The organism is Salipiger bermudensis (assembly GCF_017309175.1).
Lineage (GTDB): Bacteria > Pseudomonadota > Alphaproteobacteria > Rhodobacterales > Rhodobacteraceae > Salipiger > Salipiger bermudensis.
Genome location: NZ_JAEKJV010000011.1, coordinates 121251 through 144477, shown reverse-complemented (window position 1 = coordinate 144477; position 23227 = coordinate 121251). Strand labels below are relative to the sequence as shown.

Annotated in this window: 24 protein-coding genes; 15 read left to right on the top strand and 9 right to left on the bottom strand. The window is 68.5% G+C overall.

Features of this window, described 5'->3' with window-relative positions:
* The first annotated feature begins 2 nt into the window (after positions 1-2).
* Complete coding sequence (locus tag JF542_RS15860) at positions 3-1037, top strand: ABC transporter ATP-binding protein (RefSeq protein ID WP_242533786.1); 1035 nt, start codon at positions 3-5, stop codon at positions 1035-1037.
* 53 nt (positions 1038-1090) lie between these two features.
* Positions 1091-2680, top strand: a complete 1590-nt coding sequence (locus JF542_RS15855; RefSeq protein WP_207076546.1) for a gamma-glutamyltransferase family protein — start codon at positions 1091-1093, stop codon at positions 2678-2680.
* A 117-nt stretch (positions 2681-2797) separates the two neighbouring features.
* Here the strand turns inward: JF542_RS15855 and JF542_RS15850 are convergent, their stop codons facing one another.
* The 6 genes from JF542_RS15850 to JF542_RS15825 all read right to left on the bottom strand — a co-directional run bounded on the left by JF542_RS15850 (position 2798) and on the right by JF542_RS15825 (position 6545).
* Positions 2798-3232: a c-type cytochrome gene (locus tag JF542_RS15850; protein ID WP_007796197.1), complete on the bottom strand. Its 435-nt coding sequence runs from the start codon at positions 3230-3232 to the stop codon at positions 2798-2800.
* A 33-nt stretch (positions 3233-3265) separates the two neighbouring features.
* On the bottom strand, positions 3266-4639 hold the full coding sequence (locus JF542_RS15845; RefSeq protein ID WP_207076545.1) for a multicopper oxidase family protein: 1374 nt from the start codon (positions 4637-4639) through the stop codon (positions 3266-3268).
* A 16-nt stretch (positions 4640-4655) separates the two neighbouring features.
* Positions 4656-5084: a c-type cytochrome gene (locus tag JF542_RS15840; protein ID WP_207076544.1), complete on the bottom strand. Its 429-nt coding sequence runs from the start codon at positions 5082-5084 to the stop codon at positions 4656-4658.
* 94 nt (positions 5085-5178) lie between these two features.
* The gene (locus tag JF542_RS15835) at positions 5179-5511 is read right to left on the bottom strand and encodes a hypothetical protein (protein ID WP_207076543.1); all 333 of its coding nucleotides are present in this window, start codon (positions 5509-5511) and stop codon (positions 5179-5181) included.
* Between the two features lie 69 nt (positions 5512-5580).
* Positions 5581-6342, bottom strand: coding sequence for a MauE/DoxX family redox-associated membrane protein (locus JF542_RS15830; RefSeq protein ID WP_007796189.1), 762 nt, complete (start codon positions 6340-6342; stop codon positions 5581-5583).
* Positions 6343-6344: 2 nt separating this feature from the next.
* A complete protein-coding gene (locus JF542_RS15825) occupies positions 6345-6545 on the bottom strand; it encodes a hypothetical protein (protein WP_207076542.1) in 201 nt (66 codons plus the stop codon).
* A gap of 429 nt (positions 6546-6974) precedes the next feature.
* Here JF542_RS15825 and JF542_RS15820 point away from each other — a divergent pair, with 429 nt between their 5' ends.
* The 6 genes from JF542_RS15820 to JF542_RS15795 all read left to right on the top strand — a co-directional run bounded on the left by JF542_RS15820 (position 6975) and on the right by JF542_RS15795 (position 14637).
* Entirely contained in the window at positions 6975-8387 is a 1413-nt protein-coding gene (locus tag JF542_RS15820) for a fused MFS/spermidine synthase (RefSeq protein ID WP_207076541.1), read from the top strand.
* Between the two features lie 307 nt (positions 8388-8694).
* Positions 8695-9996: a ComEC/Rec2 family competence protein gene (locus JF542_RS15815; protein WP_207076540.1), complete on the top strand. Its 1302-nt coding sequence runs from the start codon at positions 8695-8697 to the stop codon at positions 9994-9996.
* Between the two features lie 18 nt (positions 9997-10014).
* Positions 10015-11325, top strand: a complete 1311-nt coding sequence (locus JF542_RS15810) for an esterase/lipase family protein (protein ID WP_207076539.1) — start codon at positions 10015-10017, stop codon at positions 11323-11325.
* A gap of 3 nt (positions 11326-11328) precedes the next feature.
* Positions 11329-13005, top strand: coding sequence for a gluzincin family metallopeptidase (locus tag JF542_RS15805; RefSeq protein ID WP_207076538.1), 1677 nt, complete (start codon positions 11329-11331; stop codon positions 13003-13005).
* Positions 13002-14204 (top strand): ComEC/Rec2 family competence protein, encoded by a 1203-nt coding sequence (locus JF542_RS15800; protein ID WP_207076537.1) that lies wholly within the window; start codon positions 13002-13004, stop codon positions 14202-14204. The genes JF542_RS15805 and JF542_RS15800 overlap by 4 nt, the downstream gene beginning before the upstream one ends.
* Before the next feature lie 91 nt (positions 14205-14295).
* Complete coding sequence (locus JF542_RS15795) at positions 14296-14637, top strand: DUF2794 domain-containing protein (protein WP_040545223.1); 342 nt, start codon at positions 14296-14298, stop codon at positions 14635-14637.
* Between the two features lie 10 nt (positions 14638-14647).
* On the opposite strand, the gene JF542_RS15790 is transcribed toward JF542_RS15795, so the two are convergent.
* Both JF542_RS15790 and JF542_RS15785 read right to left on the bottom strand, forming a co-directional pair.
* Positions 14648-15349: a DUF599 domain-containing protein gene (locus JF542_RS15790; RefSeq protein ID WP_040545221.1), complete on the bottom strand. Its 702-nt coding sequence runs from the start codon at positions 15347-15349 to the stop codon at positions 14648-14650.
* Positions 15350-15352: 3 nt separating this feature from the next.
* Positions 15353-15763: a CopD family protein gene (locus JF542_RS15785; protein ID WP_207076536.1), complete on the bottom strand. Its 411-nt coding sequence runs from the start codon at positions 15761-15763 to the stop codon at positions 15353-15355.
* A 134-nt stretch (positions 15764-15897) separates the two neighbouring features.
* On the opposite strand from JF542_RS15785, the gene JF542_RS15780 reads away from it, so the two are divergent.
* The 7 genes from JF542_RS15780 to JF542_RS15750 all read left to right on the top strand — a co-directional run bounded on the left by JF542_RS15780 (position 15898) and on the right by JF542_RS15750 (position 22533).
* The gene (locus tag JF542_RS15780; RefSeq protein WP_007796169.1) at positions 15898-17340 is read left to right on the top strand and encodes an FAD-linked oxidase C-terminal domain-containing protein; all 1443 of its coding nucleotides are present in this window, start codon (positions 15898-15900) and stop codon (positions 17338-17340) included.
* Positions 17341-17408: 68 nt separating this feature from the next.
* Entirely contained in the window at positions 17409-18521 is a 1113-nt protein-coding gene (locus tag JF542_RS15775; RefSeq protein ID WP_207076535.1) for an FAD-binding protein, read from the top strand.
* Positions 18518-18859, top strand: coding sequence for a hypothetical protein (locus JF542_RS15770; RefSeq protein ID WP_207076534.1), 342 nt, complete (start codon positions 18518-18520; stop codon positions 18857-18859). The genes JF542_RS15775 and JF542_RS15770 overlap by 4 nt, the downstream gene beginning before the upstream one ends.
* 7 nt (positions 18860-18866) lie before the next feature.
* Positions 18867-20225 carry a glycolate oxidase subunit GlcF gene (gene glcF / locus JF542_RS15765; protein ID WP_207076533.1) on the top strand — a complete coding sequence of 453 codons (1359 nt, stop codon included), beginning with the start codon at positions 18867-18869 and terminating at the stop codon, positions 20223-20225.
* A gap of 159 nt (positions 20226-20384) precedes the next feature.
* Positions 20385-21092 (top strand): trypsin-like serine peptidase, encoded by a 708-nt coding sequence (locus JF542_RS15760; RefSeq protein ID WP_207076532.1) that lies wholly within the window; start codon positions 20385-20387, stop codon positions 21090-21092.
* A 68-nt stretch (positions 21093-21160) separates the two neighbouring features.
* On the top strand, positions 21161-21913 hold the full coding sequence (locus JF542_RS15755) for a trypsin-like peptidase domain-containing protein (protein ID WP_207076531.1): 753 nt from the start codon (positions 21161-21163) through the stop codon (positions 21911-21913).
* Positions 21914-22056: 143 nt separating this feature from the next.
* Positions 22057-22533: an Hsp20 family protein gene (locus JF542_RS15750; RefSeq protein WP_007796153.1), complete on the top strand. Its 477-nt coding sequence runs from the start codon at positions 22057-22059 to the stop codon at positions 22531-22533.
* A gap of 73 nt (positions 22534-22606) precedes the next feature.
* Here JF542_RS15750 and JF542_RS15745 read toward each other — a convergent pair whose 3' ends face one another.
* A complete protein-coding gene (locus JF542_RS15745; protein ID WP_207076530.1) occupies positions 22607-23218 on the bottom strand; it encodes a peptide-binding protein in 612 nt (203 codons plus the stop codon).
* Positions 23219-23227 lie beyond the last annotated feature (9 nt).

The following is a 23227-nucleotide window of genomic DNA, read 5'->3' as shown; positions in this document are numbered from 1 at the left end:
TCATGTCGCAGACCCAGACCAAGCGCCCCTCCACGGCGCCCACTCCGCCGGTCTTCGAGCTGATCGAGGTCGAGCAGGAATTCTCCGTGCCGAAACCGGGACGCAGTCTCTTCAGCCGCGACACCGTGGGGCTCAAGGCGCTCGACGGGGTGCGGCTGAGCATCGCGCAGGGCGCCTCGCTGGCGCTCGTGGGCGAGAGCGGCTCGGGCAAGTCGACGCTGCTGCGGGTGCTGCTGGGGCTCGACGCGCCCAGCGGTGGGCGCGCGCTCTATCGCGGCAAGCCGATCCGCGAGGCGCGCGCCCGCGGCACCGGCTTCGCCCGCGACGTGGCGATGGTCTATCAGGACGCGCGCGGCTCGCTCGACCCGCGCATGACCGTGGGCCAGCTCATCGCAGAGCCGCTGCGGCACTTCAACATCGTGAGGAAGGGCGAGGAAGCCGCCCGCGTGGCGCAGCTCATCGACCGGGTGGGCCTGCCCACCGACGCCGCCAGCCGCTACCCTTCGGGCCTGTCCGGCGGGCAGGTACGGCGCGTCGCCATCGCCCGCGCGCTGGCCTCGGAGCCCTCGGTTCTGGTGGCCGACGAGGCGGTCTCGGGGCTTGACGTCTCGACCCAGGCGCAGCTGCTGACGCTGCTGCGCAGCCTGCAGCGCGACATGGGGCTGACGCTGGTCTTCATCACCCACGACCTTGGCGTGGCGAGCTATCTCTGCGAAGAGATTGCCATCATGTATCTGGGCCGGATCGTCGAGACCGGCCCCACGGATGCGGTTCTGGACACGCCAGCGCATCCCTATTCCTCAGCCCTTCGGGCGGCGGCTCCACGGTTCTTCGAACCGATCCCCGAGCCGCTCCCGGGCGAGATCCCGAGCCCTCTGGATCTGCCCAAGGGCTGTCGTTTCTCCTCGCGCTGCCCGGCAGCGCAGGAAGATTGCCGGCTGCGTGACCCGCAGCTCGGTCAGCAAGGCGCCGGGCGGGCCGTCGCATGTCTTCACCCGCTCACTTCGACGGAAGCGCAAGCCTCCGAAACTCGCTAAGGTCCACACATCACTCACGGAACCGAAGCATCAAAAGCAGGACACAAAGACCCATGTTCGACTTCTTCTCCGCCCGGCGTCCCAGCACTCTGGCCTCAGATGCCATGATCGCCACGTCGCACCCGCTGTCGACGGCGGCCGGGCTCGAGATCCTCTCTGCCGGCGGCAATGCCGTCGACGCCGCGATCTGCGCCGTTGCGGTGCAATGCGTCGTCGACCCGCTGATGACCGGCATCGGCGGTGACTGTTTCGCGCTCTACGCCCCCAAGGGCGGCGCGGTGAAGGCGCTCAACGGCTCGGGCCGCGCCGCCAAGGCCGCCACCGTCGAGGCGCTGAAGGCCGCGGGCCTCACCGACGAGATCCCGCAGACCAGCCCGCACGCCGTGACCATCCCCGGTGCGATCTCGGCCTGGTGCCGCCTGCACGAAGATCACGGCTCCATGCCGCTCGAGCGGCTCTTCGCCCGCGCCATCCACTACGCCGAGAACGGCTATGTCGTGACCCCGCGCGTGGCGATGGACTGGGCCGAGCACGCGGCGCAGGTGGGTGCGGACGAACACGCCGCCAAGGTCTTCCTGCCGAATGGCGCCGCGCCCAAGGTCGGCGAGATGCACGCCCAGCCGCTGATCGGCGCGCGCCTGCGCGAAATTGCCGAGAAGGGGGCCGCCGGCTTCTACGAGGGCGAGACCGCCGCGAAGATGGCCGCGCATCTGCAATCGCTCGGCGGCCTTCAGACCGAGGAGGATTTCCATGCCGGCAAGGATGCCGCGATCTGGGTCGACCCGATCTCGGCCGAGTTCGGCGGCCATGACATCTACGAGTGCCCGCCCAACGGCCAGGGCCTCGCGGCGCTGCTGATCCTGCGCATCCTGTCCAAGTTCGACATGGGTCCGGACCTGTCCGAGGCCGACCGCATCCACATCCATGCGGAGGCCGCCAAGCTCGCCTATCATCACCGCGACGCGCTGATCGGCGATCCGGCCACCTGCGAGGGCGTGGTCGAGACCCTGCTCTCGGACGAGGTGGTCGACACGCTCGCCGCCCGCATCGACATGAGCAAGGCGGGCGCACCGGCGCTCTGGGACGAGCCCGAGCACAAGGACACGATCTATCTCTGCGTGGTGGATGGCGACGGCAACGCGCTGTCCTTCATCAACTCGATCTTCCACGGCTTCGGCTCGACCCGGCTCGACCCCGAAACCGGCGTGCTGTTCCACTCGCGCGGCGCCTCGTTCCGCCTGATTGAGGGCCATCCCAACGCCATCGCGCCGATGAAGCGCCCGATGCACACCATCATCCCCGGCATGGTCTGCAAGGATGGCGAGGCGGTGATGCCCTTCGGCGTGATGGGCGGCCAGTACCAGGCGGCGGGCCACGGCCAGTTCCTGTCCAACATGTTCGATCTTGGCATGGACCCGCAGGCGGCGATGGACGCGCCGCGCAGTTTCGGCTTCGGCGGCGAGTTGCAGCTTGAACCGGGCGTCTCGGCCGAGGCCCGCGCCGAGCTCGAGGCGCGCGGCCACAAGCTCGCCATCCAGACCAGCCCGATCGGCGGCAGCCAGGCGATCATGATCGACCGCAAGGCCGGCACGCTCACCGGCGGCAGCGACACCCGCAAGGACGGCATGGCGCTGGGGTTCTGATCCCCGACTGACCGCCATCCCGCGGTCATTTCCCGGGCGTCACCCCTCATGGGGTGGCGCCTTTTTCCTGCCCGCAGGCGGTGAGCGCGCATCGAGCACACGCCACCTTCGGGGGGCTTACTCTCGGTAAGTCGCGTGGCAGGCCTTGCAGGTCGCCCCGAGTTGCCCGAGCACCGGGCCGAGATCGGACGGGTCCGAGACGCTGCCGGCGAGCCGCTCGGCCACGGTCTCTGCCTCGCGCGCGTCTTCGGTGAAACGGTCCCATTGCTCCCAGATCACTGGCAGCGCTTCGGATTTCGGGTCCGTTGCCGGGGTTTCGAACATCGCGGGCACCTGCGCCGATTGCGCTGCGATCTCGATCAGCGCCGCGTTTACGGCGTCCGCGTCGAAATCCGCCTCCCCCTTGGCCATGCTGCCGATCACCTTCATCTGCTGGCCGATCGCGCTCATCACCTCCATGCGGGCCAGCACGTCCCTGTTCTTGACGCCGCCATGCGCAAGCGCCGCGCTGCCGGTCGCGATGATCGACAGGACAATTGCCGTCTTCTTCATTGCTGTTGGTCCTTCTTCTGCTGTTTGATCCGGTCAGGCGACCTCGATCCACGTGGTCATGCCGGAGGCCGCATGGGCGAGCATGTGGCAGTGAAACAGCCATTTCCCGGGGTTATCCGCCACGAAGGCGATCTCGAGCGGTTCCTGCGGCAGGCTCAGGATGGTGTCGCGCAGCGGGCCGAGGCTGCCATCGCCGCGAAGCTCGCGGAAATGCATCCCGTGCAGGTGCATGGCGTGGGGAAAGACCGTGTCGTTGCTCAGGCGCAGCCGCACCGTCTCACCCCGCGAGAGGCTGGCGAAGGGCGTGTCGCTGCGGCCCACCTGACCGGCCAGCGCCCAGAACTGTCCGCGCGACACGAGCTCGCGGAAGCCCAGACGTTCGCCCTCGAACAGCGCGCTCTCCATGCCGGCCATGGCGCCGCCCTCCATCGCCATCTCGAACTGCCGCGCCTGCGCGAGATCGGGCAGGTCGGTGCGCGGATTGGGCGGAAGCGCCGCCGGCTCGGGGCGTGCGACCCGGGCCCTGCTGCCGGAGACGGTCATGTCGGCCAGCGCCACCCAGCTGTCGTCGTCCTGCGCCATCAAGAGCCCGGCGGGGCTGCCCTCTTCGGCGGTGACATCAACGATCAGATCGACCCGCTGCGCCGGGGCGAGGACGATCTCTCCCTCGACGGCCTCCGGCGCGGGAAGAGGCATCCCGTCGAGCGCCACCGTCCAGCCGGCCATGCCCTGCAGCCGCAGCACGAAGATCCGGGCGTTGGCTGCATTGATCAGCCGCAGGCGCAGGCGCTCGTGCCTCTGGGCGGTCAGCGCGAAATCGAAGCGACCGTTCACGCCAACGAGGTTCCCGGTGCGTCCGCCATGGCTCATCATCATCGGGTGAGCGAAGGGCTCCATGAAGCCACCGGTCTCGGGATCGATCAGCCAGTCGTCCAGCATCAGCACCTCGTCGCGGTCGACATCCGGCGCCTCGGCCTCGTCGACGATCAGCGCCCCCGAGAGGCCGCGTGCCACCTGCTCCATCGAGTTGGTGTGGGCGTGATACCAGTAGGTTCCGGCATCCGGCAGCGTGAAGTCGTAGTCGAAGCTGGCCCCCGGCGCGACAGGCGACTGCGTGAGCCCCGCGACCCCATCCATGGCGTTGTCGATGCGGATGCCGTGCCAGTGCACCGAGGTCGATACGTCGAGCGCGTTCACCAGCCTGCGCTGCAGGCGGGCGCCTTGGGGCGCGCGGATCATCGGGCCGGGGATGGACCCGTCATAGCTCCAGACCTCGGTGGCCGGGTAGCCCTCGGGCGCGAGCTGGACCGAGGCCTTGCGAGCGGTCAGCTCGGTCGCGGACTTCGCGAAAGCCGGTCGGACGACTGCGGCTGCGGCGAGGCCGGCGCAGACCGCACGGCGTGTCATGGTCAATCCAGTCATCTCAGTCGATCCCGTTGGCACGCTGCAATTCACGCACATAAGTGATGATCCCGGCAACATCGGCGCGCGTCAGCCCCTGCTGCGGCGGCATGTTCCCGAACGACCAGTGATGCGCCTGCACGCCGCGCTCGACCGCCATGAAGAAGGCCATGTCCGCATGATGCGAGGGCTCGTAGATCTTGTGAACCAGCGGCGGGCCCGAGCCGTCGACGCCCGCGCCGTTGTCGCCGTGGCAGGCGGCGCAGACCGCGTCGAAGGCGCGCTCTCCGATCTGCGCCTCGGCCGAGAGGCTGTCGGGGACAGTGACCTCGGCAAGGGCGGTTCCGCCTGTCTCCGGCGGGGTTGCGGGGGCGGTCGGGTTCGATCCGACATAGGCCCAGACAGCAGCAAGGCCGAGGCCGATCGCCCCGGAGATGATGTAGGTGTTCATAATGGCTTGGATCCTCTCCGCGCACACGGGCAACAGCCCGGTGCGAAACGGTTTACAGGTGCATAGCAGTGCTCCTGTGGTGACGCTGGAAAGGTCAGCCGCGCGGAGGCGGCAAGTCTGTCGGCATCGGCGTCCCGACGATCCGCCAAGAGCCGGGCAAGCGATAGCGCGGTTGTGGCGCGCGCCTCAGCGGCAGCACGACCGCCGTTTCCATGAGCACCATCGCCGCGCAGCCGGTCAGGTGCGGGCAATCCTGCCGAGCGCCGCTTGCGGGACCGTCCGCTGCCTCGGAAACATCGGGGCACTCCGGGCATCCGGCCATGTGCACCATCTCGGCCTCGCCCGTCGCGCCATGCGCCATGGCCGCCCCTGGCAGGGCGAGCACGGCAAGACAGCCGGTCAAGAGAAGAAGGAAGAACAGACGCACGGGTTCTCCGAAGATGAGACCCCTGCAATCTGTCCCATCCGCTGCGAAGAGGTCAAGCGCACAACCCTGTCAGCCGATGAACGCCCGCGCGCCCATCCACAGGGCCATGACGACCATCATCACGTTCTCGGTCAGCGACACGAAGCCCAGCGGTACGTTCGACGACCCGCCCACGCAGGCGCATTTCAGCTCGCGCTTGTCGATATAGACCGCCTTGAACACGCTGACCGCGCCGATTGTCCCGATCACCAGCGCCACCGGCACCGAGATCCAGGTCAGAGCTCCGGCGGTCATCAGGATGCCCGCCAGTGCCTCGCCGAACGGGTAGATCTTGCCGTAGGGCACCCAGCGCCGGGCCAGCAGGTCGTAGTTGAGAAACATGGTCGAGAAGCTCTCGATGTCCTGCAGCTTCTGGATGGCGAGGATCGCCATCGACAGCGAGATGAACCACTCCACCGCGCGGAGGGTGAAGATCGTGCCGTACTGATGCCATGACAGCCCCAGCGCCAGCAGCGCCGCCACAGAGAAGATCGCGATCACCGGCTGGTAGCTGGTCTCGCTCTGCTCCTCCTTGGGCGGATCGAGCTCGAAATGCACGCGCAGATCGTCATAGCCGCCGATGCGCGCGCCATCGATGAAGGTCTGCGGCGTGGTCTTCACGTCATGTTCACGCTTGAAGGCCTCGGTCTCGTCCTTGGTGGTCAGATGATGGTCTTCAACATGATAGCCCTGACGCTCGAGCAGATCCTTGGACTTGAGGCCAAAGGGACAAAGATGGTCGGGCATGACCATGCGGTATAGGATGGCGGTCTTGGCGGTGTCCTTGGGCATTCTCAATCTCCTTCGCAGGTGTAGGGGCCACGGAAGGCGGCGGAGTAGCCCGGGCCGTCGGGGACGCTGCCCTCGCCGTGGCGTTCCAACTGAACCTGATCGCCGCCGATCTCAGTCGCGGCGGCATCGCGTCCGGCACTGACGACAGCCGGGCCGGTCTCGGCAAAGGCAAAGCGGTCGCTCGCGCCCATCAGGATGCCCATGCAGATGGGCTTTTCCGAAGAGAACTTGGCATCGGGCAGCTCCGTCGGCTTGGCCGTTTCATGCTCAACGACCTTCCACCGCTGGAGGGTTCCCGGAAAATCCGACGCGTGGTCCCCGCCCCCGGAGAGCCCCCAATCACGACGGCTGCCGGACGAGGCGCTGAGACGTCCTGCGGCGTGCGACCCCGGTTCGGGCGCGCCCCTTGAGCTTGCCTGCCCGACCGTCGGCAGCCCCGTGCGACCGGTTTCGCGGTCACAAAGCTGCGACCTCGGTGGCTGGGCGCCCGGATCGCTCTTGCAGCGTTTGAAAGAGGCGGGTTTCTGGACAATACCGCGACAGGCATTGCCGAACGGGGTCGCAGCCGACGCCCCCATATCGTTTCACAGGAGCCCGCCATTCGTTTTCCGCTTACCATCGCGCTCATTCTGGTGCTGTCCGCCGTCGGGCTCACCTACGAGATCGCCGCCGGCCGGGTGCTTGCGCCATTTTTCGGAACCTCACTTCTGACCTGGACCACCGTGATCGCGACGGTGCTTGGCGGCTTCTCTCTTGGCAGCGCCCTTGGCGGCATCGTCGCAGAACGACCGCGCGACGCCGCCCTGCGCGCCACGCGCGGCGCGCTCGTGGGAACGGCGGTGCTGATGGCCGCCTCTCCGACCCTGCTCGGCCTGCTGCACAACTGGGGCGCGCGCGGCACGCAGGGGATGATGCTCAGCGTCTTCCTCGTGTTCTTCCCGGCCTCGGTGCTGGTCACCCTGCCGTCGCCCCTGCTGGCCAAGCTCGCCATGGAGGCGCGACCGGGGCGCGAGGGCTCGTCGCTGGGCTTTGTACTTGCCGCCGGCTCGGTCGGCGCCATCGTGGGCGCGATCCTCGCGGGGTTCGTGACGCTGCCGCTGATCGGATCGACGGCGACCTTTGCCACCTGCGGCGTGCTCACGCTGCTCTGCCTGCCGTTCCTGCGCGGCGGCCCGCCCGACAATCGCGTCGTCACCCTCGCCGCGGCTGGGTTCGTTGGCTTTGCCGGTCTCGCCGGAACGCCGGCCTGCGAGTTTGAATCGGGCCTGTCCTGCCTCGACATCGCCCGCAAGGGGCCGGAGATCTTCCTGGTGTCGGACGGCACCGTGCAGGCGGCAGAGCGCAGCGCACCGCAGGAGCTCGGGCATGGCTCGGTCCCGCTCGCCCTCGGCTATACCGACTGGCTCTGGTCGCGGATGGCGCACGACCTCGGGCCGGCGCCCTCGGTGCTGTTCATCGGCGGCGGTGGCTACACGCTGCCGACAAAACTGCTTGCCGCACGGCCCGACGCGCGGGCCGTCGCGGTCGAAATCGATCCGCTGGTGACCGATGTCGTGCGCAGTCACATGCCGCGCGCCTCCGCGATGATCGATGCCGCCGGCTACGATGCCTCTGACAGCGGCAGCGCTGCCGGGCGGCTTGGCATCGTACATGACGATGGCAGGGTCTACCTGAACGAGACGGAGACGCGCTTTGACGCCGTGGTCATGGATGCGTTCTCTTCCGGGTCCGTGCCGGCGCATCTGGTCACGCGCGAGACCTTCGTGCGGCTGCGCGACATCGTCGAAGGCCCCGTCTACGTGAACCTGCTCGATGCCCCCGACGGCCCGCTGGCAAGGGGTGTTCATGCGATCCTGACCGAGCTCTACCCACATGTCGTGGTGGCGCAGGGGCCGGTGAGCGAACGGAACAGGGCCAACGTGCTTTTCGCCGCCGCGGCCCGGCCGCTCGACGCCCCGGTGGACCAGCCCGAGGGCTACGGCCCGGTCCGGATCAGCGACGCCCGGGCCTTCACCGATGATCGTGGCTGGGTCGGGCACCGCTAGCTCCGAAGCCTCGCACCGCGAAACCGGCTCACGCCCTCTCTTCATGGCCCCGCGCCCCTCCCGCAAGCCTGCCGGAGGGGGGGCGTTGCGGGTCGTCCTGGCAGGATCTGTGCCACGCAGGGCGCCTGCCCGCCGCCCCTCCCAAAGGCCCCTGCAGCGACCAGAAGACGGCGTCGCGCCCGCGGCACTGCGCTCAAACGCATCTTGGGGCCTCACCCTCTCGCAGCCGAGGCTTTGAGATCGCCCAAAGGTGTAGTACGCTGACGGCATTTCAATCTTAGAAATTCCTCTTTCTAGATCCACCGATATGCCCAACCGCTTCTTTGGACCGTCATTCGACTCTGAAACACCGTCGCGGCTCTATGCCCTGTCGATCGGCTTTTCTCCCGACACGCGCGAGCTTTTCGATGCGGTGGACGCCGATGCCCTCGACGGCGCGACCGCGCTCGGCTTCCCGGACGCCATCCGTGGCTACGGAGCCTTGGTCGAGCATCTGCCGGTCTACGCACTCGAGATCGATGCCGCGCAGTTTCCCGAGGACACGCGTCCGGCGCGCGAAGCACGGCACTGGCTGGCGACGCGGGAGGCGCGCGGCGACTGGGTCGAATTGAGGCTCCGCGCCGACCCCGACGGGGCCGGCCTGCTCTATGAGAGCATCGAGAGCGAGGGGCGACCGGTAACGATGCAGGCAGAGCCGCTGGCCGCCCCGACGCGCGACCGCCTGACCCGCGCCACGCGGCTGAACGAACACCTGGCCCAGCGCCGCACGCTTCGGTCGGTGCTGCCATCCGTTCCGATCGAAGGCGTCGTGGTTCTCGACGTCGGACAGGGCAGCGCCGCGGCGCTTGTCGATGGCAGCGGCGATGTGTGCGCCTATGTCGACCTCGGCGCGGGCGTGCTGCGCCATGCCGGAACCTACCCTTCGGCAATGCAGGATTTCTGCCTTGTGCATGGCCCGGCGGTGATCCTCAGCCACTGGCATTACGATCATTTTCACGGCGCCAACAAGACGCCGCAGGCACAGCAGCTGGTCTGGATCGCGCCGAACCAGAAGCTTGGACCGGGACCGCAGAGCGCCATGGCGCAGGCCATCCTGAGCAACGGAACGCTGCTGGTCTGGAACGGGCGCCGACCGCTGCGGCACGGCGCCCTCACGCTCGAGCGTTGCACCGGCAGCGGCCAGAACCGCTCGGGCATCGCGGTCTGGGTCGAAGGGCCGGGAGGGGCAGATGCCATCCTTCTGCCCGGCGACGCAGGCTATGCCGACATCCCTTCGCTCAATCGCGGCCGCCCGCGCCGGGTGCGCTCGCTTGTGGTCGCGCATCACGGCGGGGCCGCGCCCGGCACCCCGCCGCCCGATCCGCACCACGCCGACAGCCGCGCGGTGATCTCCTGCGGTCTCCCCAACCGCTATGGCCATCCGCTGACCCGCGCGCTGAGCGACCTTGGCGGACAGGGCTGGAGCATCGGCGCCCCCACATCCGAGATCGACGACCGCATGACCTACATGCGCAACGGCATTCTGGGCCATACCGGCCTGACATGGGGGGCACCATTGCCGCCCCAGGCCTGCAGCTGCGGCTGCACCATCCAAGCAACGAAGTCCTGACCGAAGGGAGATCGGCTGATGAAGTGCGTCGTACTGGTACCGGGAGTTCAGGGCTCCGTTCTCGAGACACCGGGAGGCGACCAGGTCTGGCCGCCGAAACCCTCCGAGGTGGTGCTTGGCTACAAGCGGCTCTCCGAGCTCATGCGCGAGGACCTGGTGTCGACCGACATCATCCGCAAGGTCAGCTGCCTCGATGTCTACAAGCCGCTGATCGATCAGCTCAACGGCATCGGCTTCACCGAGGGCAGCGCCACGCAACGGCTCGAGATCTTCCACTATGACTGGCGGCTGGATCTGGAAATCACCGCCCGGGCGCTGGCGCACCGCCTAGGTGCGCTGGCCGCAGCAGGAGCGACCGAGATCGCCATCGTGGCACATTCGATGGGCGGTCTGGTGGCGCGGCTGGTGCTCGAACCCGATACCTTCCGCGCCGAGCCGTGGTTCGACCTCGTCGATACGCTCTTCACCCTCGGCACCCCGCATCTGGGCGCGCCGATGGCGCTGGTGCGCATCCTCGGGCTCGAGGGCGATCTCGGTATCTCGGCGGCGGATTTCCGGACCTATGCCGCCGATCACCGATACCCCTCGGCCTATCAACTGCTGCCGGCGCCCGGCGAGGATGCCTGCTGGAACCTCACCGACAGCACGCTCGGGCCGCTCAATATCTACGATCTGGGCGATGCGCAGGCGGTGGGGCTCGACCCCGCGCTGGTGGCGCGCGTGGCCTGGGTGCACCAGAGCTTCGCAGAGGGCAGCCAGCCACCGGGCGTGCGATACCTGTTCTTCGGCGGCGCCGGGCACCGCACCTGCACCCGGATCAACGTGGCGCCGGGACAGGTCATCCCGACCCTGACCGACGACGCGGGCGACGGCACGGTGCCGATGTGGAGCGCCTTCGGCAAGGCCACGCAGAAGCAACTGGTGCGCGGCGAACACAGCAAGTTCTTCCGCCGCGAAGAGTTCTCGGCGGTGCTCTACCGGCTGTTCGGCCAGCGCTTCCCGACCCCGCCGGTCGCGGCGGCCGCAATGCTCGACCTGTCGGTGCAGGCGCTGGTGCTGCGCCCGGACGAGGAGGTCGAACTCCTGATCCTTGCCCCCGCCCCCACCAGCGCGATCAGCGGCGAGGTGGTTGTCGAGTTCACTGCCGACGAGACCGCCCCCTTCGCGCCGCTGGGAGAGCCGGTGGCGATCAGCTACGAAGGCGCCCCGGTGAGCCAGCTGCGGGTGCTGCTGCCGCCGCGCCCAACCCCCGGCCATTACCGGCTGAGCTTTGCTGGCACCCCGAGCTCGGGCGCCCCTGTCCTGTTCTCGGTCGTTCCGGGAGGCTGAGCCATGGCGATCCCGGTCAAGGTCGAATTCCTCGCCGCCGACCCGGCCATGTCCCTGTTGTCGCGCCCGAGGTCGGGGCTGATGCAGGGTCGGCACTTCACGCTCGAGGAAACCCTGCGCGACGGGCCGATCTCTACCCGGGTGGCGGTGCTCGACCTCGATCCGGACGACGGCACGCTCCTGCCCGGCGCGCCCTTCCTGCCGCCCGGACGCGGCCGGACACGCGGGCTGTGGCAGGTCGCCGACCGCAACGACATGGCGGCGCGGGATTTCCAGCAGGTTTCGGTGTTCGGCGCGATCCGCACCACGATGGCGATGTTCGAGGAGGAAGACGTGCTGGGCCGCCCGCTGGTCTGGGCCTTTGACGGGCCGCAGCTTCTGGTCGTGCCACGCGCCGGGCGCATGGCCAACGCCTTCTACCACCGCGCGTCGCGCAGCCTGCAGTTCTTCTATTTCGACGGTGTCATCGCCGATGAAGAGACCACGGTCTACACCTGCCTGTCGCCCGACATCGTGGCACACGAGACCGCCCATGCCATTCTCGACGGCATCGCGCCGGATCTCTACGACGCCACCTCGCCGCAATCGCTGGCGCTGCACGAGGCCATCGCCGACATCACCGCGATGCTCTTCGCGGCACAATCGAGCCGGCTGGCGACGCTGGTGCTCGAGGACAATGGCGGCGACCTGCGCAAGCCCGGCGCCTTCAACGCCATCGCCGAGCAATTCGGACGTGCCCGCAGCGGCCGTATCCAGCCGCTGCGCGACCTGATGAACGACCGCACCATGACCAGCGTGCCCAGCGCCACGCCGCACGCGCTGAGCGAGGTGCTGACCGGAACGCTCTACGCGCTGATGCTCTGGGTCTTCGACACCGAGATGGCCGAGGAACTCGCGGAGGTGCCCGAGGCAGAGCAGGCCGACGAGCGCTTCAGCCGCTCCGGCAGGGTGCTGTTCCGCGCCGCCAGCCGGCTGCGCCGCATCGCCTTCCGGGCGCTCGACTACCTGCCGCCGGGCGAGATCTCCTTTGCCGACTACGCCCGCGCGCTGATCGCCGCCGACACCGCCTCGAACCCGCAAAGCCCCGAAGAGCGCGCCGCCTTCACCGCCGAATGCCTGACCCGGCAGATCGTGGCGCAGGCCGCCGATCTCGCCCCGGTGGCACCGCGCCTGACGCTCGAACCGGGCGACGATCTCGAGGCGCTGCTCTCCGACGATGCCGCGGCGCTGGTCTTTGCCGAACGGCACCGCGCGGCGCTCTACGTGCCCGCAGGTGCCAGCCTCACCCTGCGGCCCCGGCTTGACGTGACCAAGGCCACGTGGCGCAAGGGCGGCGGCCGGGTCGACACCCGCGAGCTGATCCTCAAGGTGGCTTGGCAAGAGGACGAGTTCGTGCTGGACCGGGCCGGCATTCCCGAGCCCCTCAACGTCACCTTCGGCACCACCCTCGCCATCGGCTGGGAGAGCCGCGAGATCCGCGCCGTGGTCACCAACAGCCGCCTCGGCCCGCATGGCGGCGCGCGCGACCGGCAGGTCAGCGACCGGATGCGCCGCGGCTTCCTGAAGGCCTGCATCGCCGATGGCACCATAGACCTCGCGCGGGACGCCACCGCGCTGCCGGATGGCAGCCTACGCCTGTGCGGCCTTGGTCAGCAGCTTCACATGGCGGGCCGGTCATGACCGGGCTGACGCTGCGCCTCTACAATGTCGGTTTCGGCGACGCGGTTGTCCTGAGCCTGCCCGACACCGACGCGACCGGCGCCGATGTCACCCGTACGGTGCTGATCGACGCCGGCAACGCGCTGACCGGCACACATGGCGATGACGACACCCTGCGCGCCGTCCTGCGCGACATCCACGCCCGGCTCGCAGGGGCGCCGCTCGACCTCTACATCATGACGCACGAGCATCTCGACCATATCCAGGGACCGCTGATGGCCGCCCGAAAGGACGGGCTCGAGCTGCGCGCCCGCAGCGTCTGGATGACCGCCTCGAGCGAACCGAGCTATTACGGCGCCCATCCAGAGGCCCGCAGGAAACGGCGGCTGGCGCTCGACGCATTCGAGGACATCGCCGAGGCGGCACGCGGCATGTCCGGTGCGCTGCCCTTCGGCATGGACATCCTGCTCGGCATCAACAACCCGCGCGCCAGCGCCGATTGCGTGGACTACATCCGCGACATGAGCGCGCCCGCCGCGCCGCACTACGTCTCGCGCCAAAGCGCGCCCACGCTGCCGCAGCCGTTCCGGGACGCCTCTCTCCGCGTGCTGGCGCCCGAGCAGGATTGTTCGGTCTATTACGGCCGCCTGAAGCCCCGCGCTCTCGGCCTGCGGCTGGCCGATGGCGATGCAGGCGCCCCTGCCAGCGCCACGCTGACCGCGCCAGAGGGCGTGCGCGACAGCGACTTCGCCGATCTGCTGTCCTTCCGCGCGGCATCGAGCTTTGCCAATCTCTTCCACATCGACCGGGCAGCCAACGATTCCAGCATCGTGTTCGAGTTCGAATGGCGCGGCTGGCGGCTGCTCTTTCCCGGCGACGCCGAGGAGCGCAGCTGGGCGTTCATGGAGGCGCAACAGGCGCTGCGCCCGGCGCATTTCCTCAAGGTGAGCCATCACGGCAGCCACAACGGCACCCCCGATGCGGTTCTCTCCGAAGTGTTGCCCGAGATCCCAGCGGACGCCCGCGACCGGGTGGTCGCGGTCTCGACCGCCGACGGCGCCTATCGCGGCGTGCCGCATGACGAGACGCTGACCGCGTTGCGCCGGCGGGCGCGGTTGCTCGACACCCGGAGCCTCGCGAAGGGCGGCTGGTTCGAACTGACTTTCCCGGCAGATGGCGGCCCCATCACGGTCTCGGAGGGGGCTCCGCCGACCGGCTGAGCGGCAATTTCCGTGGCACCGCAGGCGAGATGACCGGCATTTGAGCAGCGAGACTCTTGATTTGCGCCGATATCAGGCGCAGCTTTAGGTCATGAACAGCCTTACGCCTTTTCCGGGCCCCGGCCACGCGCAGGACGTCGTGGCCTTTCACCGGACCGAGTTGAACGTCATCCTCTCGCTCTACGGGCGCATGGTCGCAGCCGGCGAATGGCGAGATTACGGCATCTCGAGCCTGCGCGACGTCGCGATCTTCTCGGTCTTTCGCCGCACCGCCGAACACCCGCTCTACCGCATCGAGAAACGCCCCAAGCTGCGCAGCAAGCAGGGGCAATACGCGGTGATCAGCATGGAAGGACAGGTGCTCAAGCGTGGCCACGACCTGCGCACCGTGCTCCGCGTCCTCGAACGCAAGCTGATCCGCGCCGTCGACTAGACGCGCCTGCTCAGCCCTCGGGTTCGCTCTGGAGCAGCACTTCGCGCGATTGCGAGGCAAACTCGCGGCGCAGGATCATCACCAGCGTGACGATGGTGGCGACAAGCAGCGCCTCCGGGCCGATCAGCCAGCCGGTCGAGGCGATGCCGAAATAGACCGCGCGCAGGCCGCGATTGTAGCTCTTGGCGGCGAAGATGTTGATCTCGGCCGCCTTGGCGGCGCGGGCATAGGCCAGATCGCTGGGCTCGTTCGGCACCGAGCCCATCATTACCGAGCAATAGCCGAAGAGCCGGTTCGACCAGACGAATTTCAGGAACGCATTGGCGGCGAATAGCAGCGGCAGCAGCAGCTTCACCTCCCAGACGAAGACCGGCGCCACGCCGTCGGTCAGGTCACCGGCCACGCCGCGCAGCTGCTCGGTATTGCCCAGGAGCGCGAAGATACCGCCGATGGCGATCATCGAGGCCGAGGCGAAGAAGGCGGTACTCTGACGCAGCGAGGCGACGATCTGCGAATCGAAGATACGCGGCTGCCGGGTGACGAACTGCACCATCCAGACGCGCCGGTAATTGGCCATCAGCCGTGACACCGAGGGCCGCCAGCTCGGCGGATGTTCGACGAACCACGAGCACAGCAGCCAGCCCGTCACCAGCAGCACAGTCCCGGCAAGGTCGAGCAGGCTGAAATAGCCAAGCTGGTCGAGCCACCCCATCGATCAGAACGGCTTGACCACGACGACCCAGAGCACGGCGATCACGCCGACCACGCTGATCTCGTTGAAGATGCGCAGAAACAGGTCGGATTCGCGGAACTCGCCGCGCTTGGCACGGATCACCAGCCTGCCGGTCCAGACGTAATGCCCGGCAAGCAGCGCCACCAGCGTCAGTTTGAGGTGGATCCACGGCGCCCAGGCCCAGAGCTGCGCCAGCACCAGCCCGGTGATCAGCGCGATCACACCCAACCCTGCCGAGAAGCGGTAGAGCCGGATGGTCAGGTCGCCCAAGGGGCCGAACTCGCCCAGCTTGGCATATTCGCGCTTCCAGTAGATCAGCGCGCGCGGCACCGCGAAGATGGAGGTCATCCAGCCCATCACGCAGAGAAGATGTATGATCTTTACCCAGTCCATGGCCCAGTAGTGCTACCGTTTCCCCGCCGATGGCAAGACGCTGCCGCGTCGCAGCAGCGCGGGCCGGAAAATGTCTGGCGCGGGCGCGGCAAATTGGTTATATCACTTTACCAATTCCAAGGGAGGACCCTCAGATGCAGATGCCCGAGCCCGACGCCAGGGTGTTGACCCGCAAGGCCGAGATCGTTGCGCGCCTGCGCGAGGTGCTGCCCGCAGACGCGGTGATCGACGACGAGGCCGAGACCCGCGCCTACGAGTGCGACGCGCTGACCGCCTATCGCTGCCCGCCGCTCTGCGCGGTGTTGCCCGCCACCACCGAAGAGGTCTCGGCGGTTCTGACCATCTGCCACGAGGAGGGCGTGCCGGTGGTGCCGCGCGGCTCCGGCACCTCGCTGGCCGGGGGCGCGCTGCCGACGGCGGACTCGGTCATCCTTGGCGTGGCGCGGATGAACGAGGTGCTCGAGACCGATTACGACAACCGCTTCATCCGGGTGCAGACCGGACGCACCAATCTCAGCGTCACCGGCGCCGTCGAGGAAGAGGATTTCTTCTACGCCCCCGACCCCTCGTCGCAGCTGGCCTGCGCCATCGCCGGCAATATCGCGATGAACTCGGGCGGGGCGCATTGCCTGAAATACGGCGTCACCACCAACAACCTGCTGGGCGTCACCATGGTGCTGATGGACGGCACGGTGATCGAACTTGGCGGCGCGCATCTCGATCCTGGCGGGCTCGACCTGCTGGGGCTCGTCTGCGGCTCGGAGGGGCAGCTTGGCGTGGTGACGGAAGCCACCCTGCGCATCCTGCGCAAGCCCGAGGGGGCGCGCCCGGTGCTAATCGCGTTCAACTCGAACGAGGTGGCGGGCGAATGCGTGTCGGACATCATCAAGGCGGGCGTGCTGCCGGTGGCGATCGAGTTCATGGACCGGCCCTGCATCGTGGCTTGCGAGGCCTTTGCCAAGGCGGGCTATCCCGATTGCGAGGCGCTTCTGATCGTCGAGGTCGAGGGCTCGGAGGCGGAGATCGCCGAGCAGCTCGGGCTGATCACCCAGATTGCCCGCCGCCACGATCCGGTGGAGCTGCGCGAGGCGCAGGACGCCGACGAGGCCGGTCGCATCTGGCTTGGCCGCAAGAGCGCCTTCGGCGCCATGGGGCAGATCAACGACTACATGTGCCTCGATGGCACGATCCCGGTCTCGGCCCTGCCGCAGGTGCTGCGCCGCATCGGTGAGCTGTCGCGCGAGGTCGGGCTCGAGGTGGCCAACGTGTTCCATGCCGGCGATGGCAACATGCACCCGCTGATCCTGTTCAACGCCAACCAGCCCGGCGAACTCGAGAAATGCGAAGCGCTGGGGGCGGAAATCCTGAAGCTCTGCGTCGAGGTCGGCGGCTGCCTGACCGGCGAGCACGGCGTGGGCATCGAGAAGCGCGACCTGATGACGGTGCAATATGCGCCCGCGGATCTCGAGGCGCAGATGGCGGTGAAGGATGTTTTCGATCCGGGCTGGCTGCTGAACCCCGCCAAGGTATTCCCGCTCGCGGTGTCCGAAGCGCGGCGCGCGGTGGCAGCCGAATAGCCGGGGGCGCTGCCCCCGTCCGCGCGCGGCGCGGACTCTCCCGAGGTATTTTTGAACCAGAGAAGACCATGAGACCTGAGACAGAGACCGAGCTGGCCGAGATGATCCGGGACGCAAGTGGCCCGCTGAGGGTGCGCGGCGGCGGCACCCGCGCGGTCGGGAGGAGCGCCGGCGAGCTGCTGGAGACCGGGGCGATGTCGGGCATCGTGCTGCACGAGCCGGGCGCGCTGACGCTGGTCGCCAAGGCCGGCACACCGCTGGCCGAGATCGAGGCTGCGCTCGAGAGCGAGGGCCAGCGGCTGGCCTTCGAGCCGATGGACCATCGCGGGTTGCTGGGCACCGAAGGCGCGCCAACCATCGGCGGCGTGGCGGCGGCGAACGTCTCGGGGCCGCGCCGGGTGCAGGCCGGGGCCTGCCGCGACTTCATGCTGGGCGTGCGCTTCGTCGACGGCGCGGGCCGCGTGGTGAGCAATGGCGGCCGGGTGATGAAGAACGTCACCGGCTATGACCTCGTCAAGCTGATGGCGGGCAGCTGGGGCACGCTGGGCGTGATGACCGAGATCTCCTTCAAGGTGCTGCCCAAACCGGCCGCCACCGCGACGCTGGTGCTGGCCGGGCTGAGCCCGGAGGAGGCGGTGCCGGTTCTGTCGCAGGCGCTTGGCTCGCCGTTTGATGTGAGCGGCGCGGCGCATCTGCCCGAGGGGCCGGAGGGCTCTCCGCTGACGCTGGTGCGGATCGAGGGCTTTGCCGAGTCGGTGGCCTATCGCGGCGGGCGGCTTTCCGAGCTCTTCGCCCGGCACCAGCCGCTGGTGGAGACTGACGAGGCGCGCGGGGCGGCGCTCTGGAAAGCGGTCCGCGACGTCGAGGCGTTCCACGGCCGGCCGGGCGATGTCTGGCGGATCTCCTGCACGCCGTCCGAGGCGCCGGCTTTGGCGGCGACGCTGGGTGCCGATGCGCTGGTCTTCGACTGGGGCGGCGGGCTGATCTGGGCGCTGCTGCCCGAGGGCACCGACGCGCGCGACAGGCTTGGCGCGGGGTTCCGCGGCCATGCCACGGCGGTGCGCGCCAGCGGCGATGTGCCGACCTTCCAGCCCGAGCCCGCGCCGGTGGCAGCGCTGAGCGCAGGTCTGCGGGCGCGTTTCGACCCCAAGGGCCTGCTCAATCCCGGACTGATGGCATGAGTTCCGCCGCCTTCATCGCCTTCGCGCTGTGCTTCGTGGCCGGTCCGCTGGCCTACGCGCTGCTGCTGCGGCTGGTCTCTGGCCTGACGGCGCGGCTTGCGCTGGCGCTGGCGGTGGTGGCGAGCGCGCTGCTGGCGCTGGTGCTGCAGCCCTCGGCGCCGGCGTCTTCGCTGGCGCTGATGTGGTTTGCCTGGGTGCTTGCAGTTGCGATGATGGCACTGACCCTGCGGCGCCACGTGACCGCCCCTGCCCCGCGCCGCGCCATCGCGATCCTCGGCCTCTGCGCCACTCCCCTTCCCTGGTTCGGGCTCGCAACCGCCCGGATGATGACCTCCTGAGAGTTCCATGCAGACCCATTTCACCGACCAGCAGCTTCAAGACCCCGGCACCGAGCGCGCCAACGAGATCCTGCGCGCCTGCGTGCATTGCGGCTTCTGCACCGCCACCTGCCCGACCTACCAGGTGCTGGGCGACGAGCTCGACAGCCCGCGGGGGCGGATCTACCTGATCAAGGACATGCTCGAGAACGAACGCGTGCCCGACGCCAAGACCGTCAAGCATATCGATCGCTGCCTGAGCTGCCTCGCCTGCATGACCACCTGCCCCTCGGGGGTGCATTACATGCACCTTGTCGACCACGCCCGCGCCTATATCGAACAGAACTACCAGCGCCCGTGGAGCGACCGCGCGCTGCGCTGGCTGCTGGCGCGCATCATCCCGCACCCGATGCGGTTCCGCGCGGCGCTGGCCGGGGCCAAGCTCGGCCGCCCCTTCGCCCGCCTGCTGCCCGATCCGCGCCTGCGCGCCATGCTCGAGATGGCCCCGAAAACCATCCCGCCGGTGAGCCGCAACGACGACCCTCAGAGCTTTGCGCCGGAGGCCCCGCGCCGCAAACGGGTGGCGCTGATGACCGGCTGCGCGCAGAAGGCGCTCAACACCGATATCAACGACGCCACCATCCGGCTGCTGACCCGGCTGGGCTGCGAGGTGGTGGTGGCCAAGGGCGCCGGCTGCTGCGGCGCGCTCACCCATCACATGGGGCGCGAGGACGAGAGCCACGGCTCGGCGGCGCGCAACATCCGCGCGTGGTGCGCCGAGATCGACGGCGACGGGCTGGATGCCATCGTCATCAACACCTCGGGCTGCGGCACCACGGTCAAGGATTACGGCCACATGTTCCGCACCGACGCGGCGCTGGCCGGCGATGCGGCGCGTGTCTCCGAGCTGGCCTGCGACATCTCCGAGCTGCTGGCCGAGCTGATGCCCGAGGCCGACGTCACGGCGCGCAACCTCGCCAAGGCCGAGATCGCCGGCACCGACATGGCCGAGCCCACCGGCGCGGAGGGCAGCGGGCCGATCCGGGTGGCCTATCACGCCGCCTGCTCGCTGCAACACGGTCAGAAGATCAAGACCCATCCCAAGGCGCTTCTGAAAGGCGCGGGCTTCGAGGTCGTGGAACCCGCCGACAGCCATCTGTGCTGCGGCAGCGCCGGCACCTACAACCTGCTGCAGCCCGAGATCTCGGGCCAGCTCAAGGCGCGCAAGGTGCGCACGCTCGAGGCCAAGCAGCCCGACATCATCGCCGCCGGCAATATCGGCTGCATGATGCAGATCGGCTCGGGCACCGGGGTGCCGGTCGTGCATACGGTCGAACTGCTCGATTGGGCCACCGGCGGACCAAAACCGCGGGCCTTGGCGGAGTAACGCCGGGGCTCCTGCCCGGCGCGGTTGCGCCCAATTTTTGACAAACACCGCCGGTACCCCTGAAGGGCGTGAGAAGGGGAAGTCTCGGTGCGTCTATTTCTGGCAGTCCTTTTGATCTGCCTGTCTGGTCCCGCATGGGCGGATGGCAGTCTGTTTTCGATGCAGAGCCGCGAAGACGGCCGCCCGTGGGAGGCCGTGGGCCGGCTCGAGTTGGCGGGAAAGGCGTTCTGCACCGGGGCGCTGATCGCCCCGGATCTGGTGCTGACCGCCGCGCATTGCCTGTTTGATGCCGAGACCGGCGCGCGCATCCCGGCCGAGAAGATCCAGTTCCTTGCCGGCTGGCGCAATGGCCGCGCCGCCGCCTATCGCCGGGTGCGCCGGGCGGTTGCGCATCCCTCCTATGATTTCACCGCGCCGAAGGACGGCCACCGCGTCAGCAGCGACGTTGCGCTGATCGAGCTGCAGCTGCCGATCCGCAACACCACCATCCGGCCCTTCGCCACCGGGCCGCACCCGGCGGTCGGCAGCGAGGTGAGCGTGGTCTCCTACGCACATGACCGCTCCGAGGCACCCTCGCGGCAGGGGCTCTGCGGTGTGCTCGACCTGCAGAGCCGCATGATGGTGCTGTCCTGCGAGGTCGATTTCGGCGCCTCCGGCTCTCCGGTTTTCTCGGGCCCCGAGGACGCGCCGGTCATCGTTTCGGTGATCTCGGCCAAGGCCGAGGCCGATGGCCTCCCGGTGGCTCTTGGCGCCGAGATCGAGGGCGCGCTGGCGCCACTGCGCGCCGCGCTGGACACCGACGCGGTCCGCCAGACACTCGACGCCGGAATGCGGCGGGAAACGGGGGCAAAATTCATAACGCCGTAAGATATCTCGCCGCTGCCGGCATCGCGCTCGCCAGCCTGTCCGCGGCTGCGTACGCGCAGAGCCGCGCCGTGTTCGACGTGATGGAAAGCCGTGGCGACATGCTCGGCTGGGAGGCGGTGGGCCGGCTCGACATGCCCCAAGGCTTCTGCACCGGCGCCCTGATCGGCCGCGATCTCGTGCTCACCGCTGCGCATTGCGTCTACGACACCGCCACGCGCCAGCCCTACCCGGCCCGTGGCATGACCTTCCGTGCCGGCTATCACCACGGCAGCGCCATCACCGAACGCCGGGTGGAGCGCTGGGCCGTGCCCGAGCGCTACGCCGCCGAGCTGGCCGCTGGCGGGTCGATGACCTCCGGCACGGCGGTCGCGACCGATGTCGCGCTGCTCAAGCTGGAACAGCCGGTCTCGAGCGCCGAGGCCGATCCCTTCCGCATCCACGAGACCCCCTCGCCGGGAACCGGCGTGAGCGTGGTCTCATACGGACGCGGCCGCGAGGAGGTGCTCTCGCGCCAGCCGGACTGCGAACTCACCGAGCGCTACCGCGATGACATCCTCGGGTTCGACTGCGACGTGACCTTCGGATCGTCGGGGGCGCCAGTCTTCGTGCGCGAGAACGCACGGCTGCGCATCCTGTCGGTGATCTCCTCGGGCAACGCTGGCGGCGAGGCCTTCGGCCCGAGCCTGCCGGCCCTGGTTTCCGAGCTGCGGCAGCGCCTCAACCGCGAGGACGCGCGCCCCAAGGTGACCTCCGGCGCACGCCGGATCACCGTCGGCGGCAGCAACCGCGACGGCATCGGCGCGCGCTTCGTGAAGCCCTGAGCCGAAGGTCTTGAAAGCCACAAATCGCCTCCCCAACTAAGAGATATCCGGAGTGCCTGAGACAGGGCTCCGGAGCGTTCAAGCCGCCTGTCCCATGCCGGGAAGGCGCATCACATATGGTATCGCTCAATGGAGGATGACCCATGCGTCACTTTGATTTCGCACCGCTTTATCGCGCAACCGTCGGCTTCGACCAGATCGCCGACCTGATGGACCGGGCGCTGACCAGCGACGTCGCCCAGCCGACCTACCCGCCCTACAACATCGAGAAGACCGCCGCCGATGCCTACCGCATCTCGATCGCCGTGGCAGGCTTCGCAGATGATGACCTGTCGGTCGAACTGAAAGAGCATCAGCTCGTAGTGTCGGCCCGCAAGGCCGAGGAAGACGAGGCCCGCAGCTACCTGCACCGCGGCATCGCCACCCGCGCCTTCGAGCGCCGCTTCACCCTCGCCGACCACGTGCGCGTGACCGGTGCGGTGCACGAGAACGGGATGCTGCACATCGACCTCAAGCGCGAGATCCCCGAGGCCCTGAAGCCGCGCCGGATCGAAATCGCCCGCGCCTCCGGCACTCCGGCGCTGGAAAAGGACGTGGTCGACAGCAAGTCGGTGAACTGATCGCGACCTGAAACCCGCCTGCAAGGCCCCGGCACCCGCCGGGGCCTTTTCGCATGGATCCGTTGGGATGTTCTCAGTTCGAGGTCAGCATACAGCAGCCGGTGACCGCGCGGCTGACCTTGCCGGTCAGCACCAGCGTGGCCCCCAGCCCATAGAGCCGGTCGGACATGCCATCGCTGCAGGCGAATTTCGGGGTCATTACGAGGATGGCCTGAAGGTCAGGCGCAGCCGCCACCGACACGAACGGGTGCAGCCCGGCATCGACGCGCCGGGTGTCGCCCGCCAGCAGGGTCACCGGATCCTCTCCCAGCTCGGACCAGCTCGCGATGCTGTCCGGGTCGACCCGGTAGCTCCAGAACGGCTCGGTGCCGAAGCAGCCCACCTCGGCGGCATCAGGCATGGCGCTGCCCGGCTGCATCTCGAGGAACGAGAGCGACGCCCAGCCGCTGCTCTCGCCGGTATTGAGCCGGCCCCAGGTTCCCTCCTCGTTGATGGCCGTGATCTCGATATTGGTGGCGTCGGGCGCGAGCGTGCCGATCTGCGCGGCCCCGGCCTCGGGCTCGGCGCGGATGTTGAGGTGATCGTCGCTCGCCACGCCGGTAACATCGTAGAGCGCGGGTGCCTCCTGCGCGGCGCTCGCGCCGGCGAGGCAGATCGCCAGGCAGAACAGTACGGATCTGAACATCGGATACCC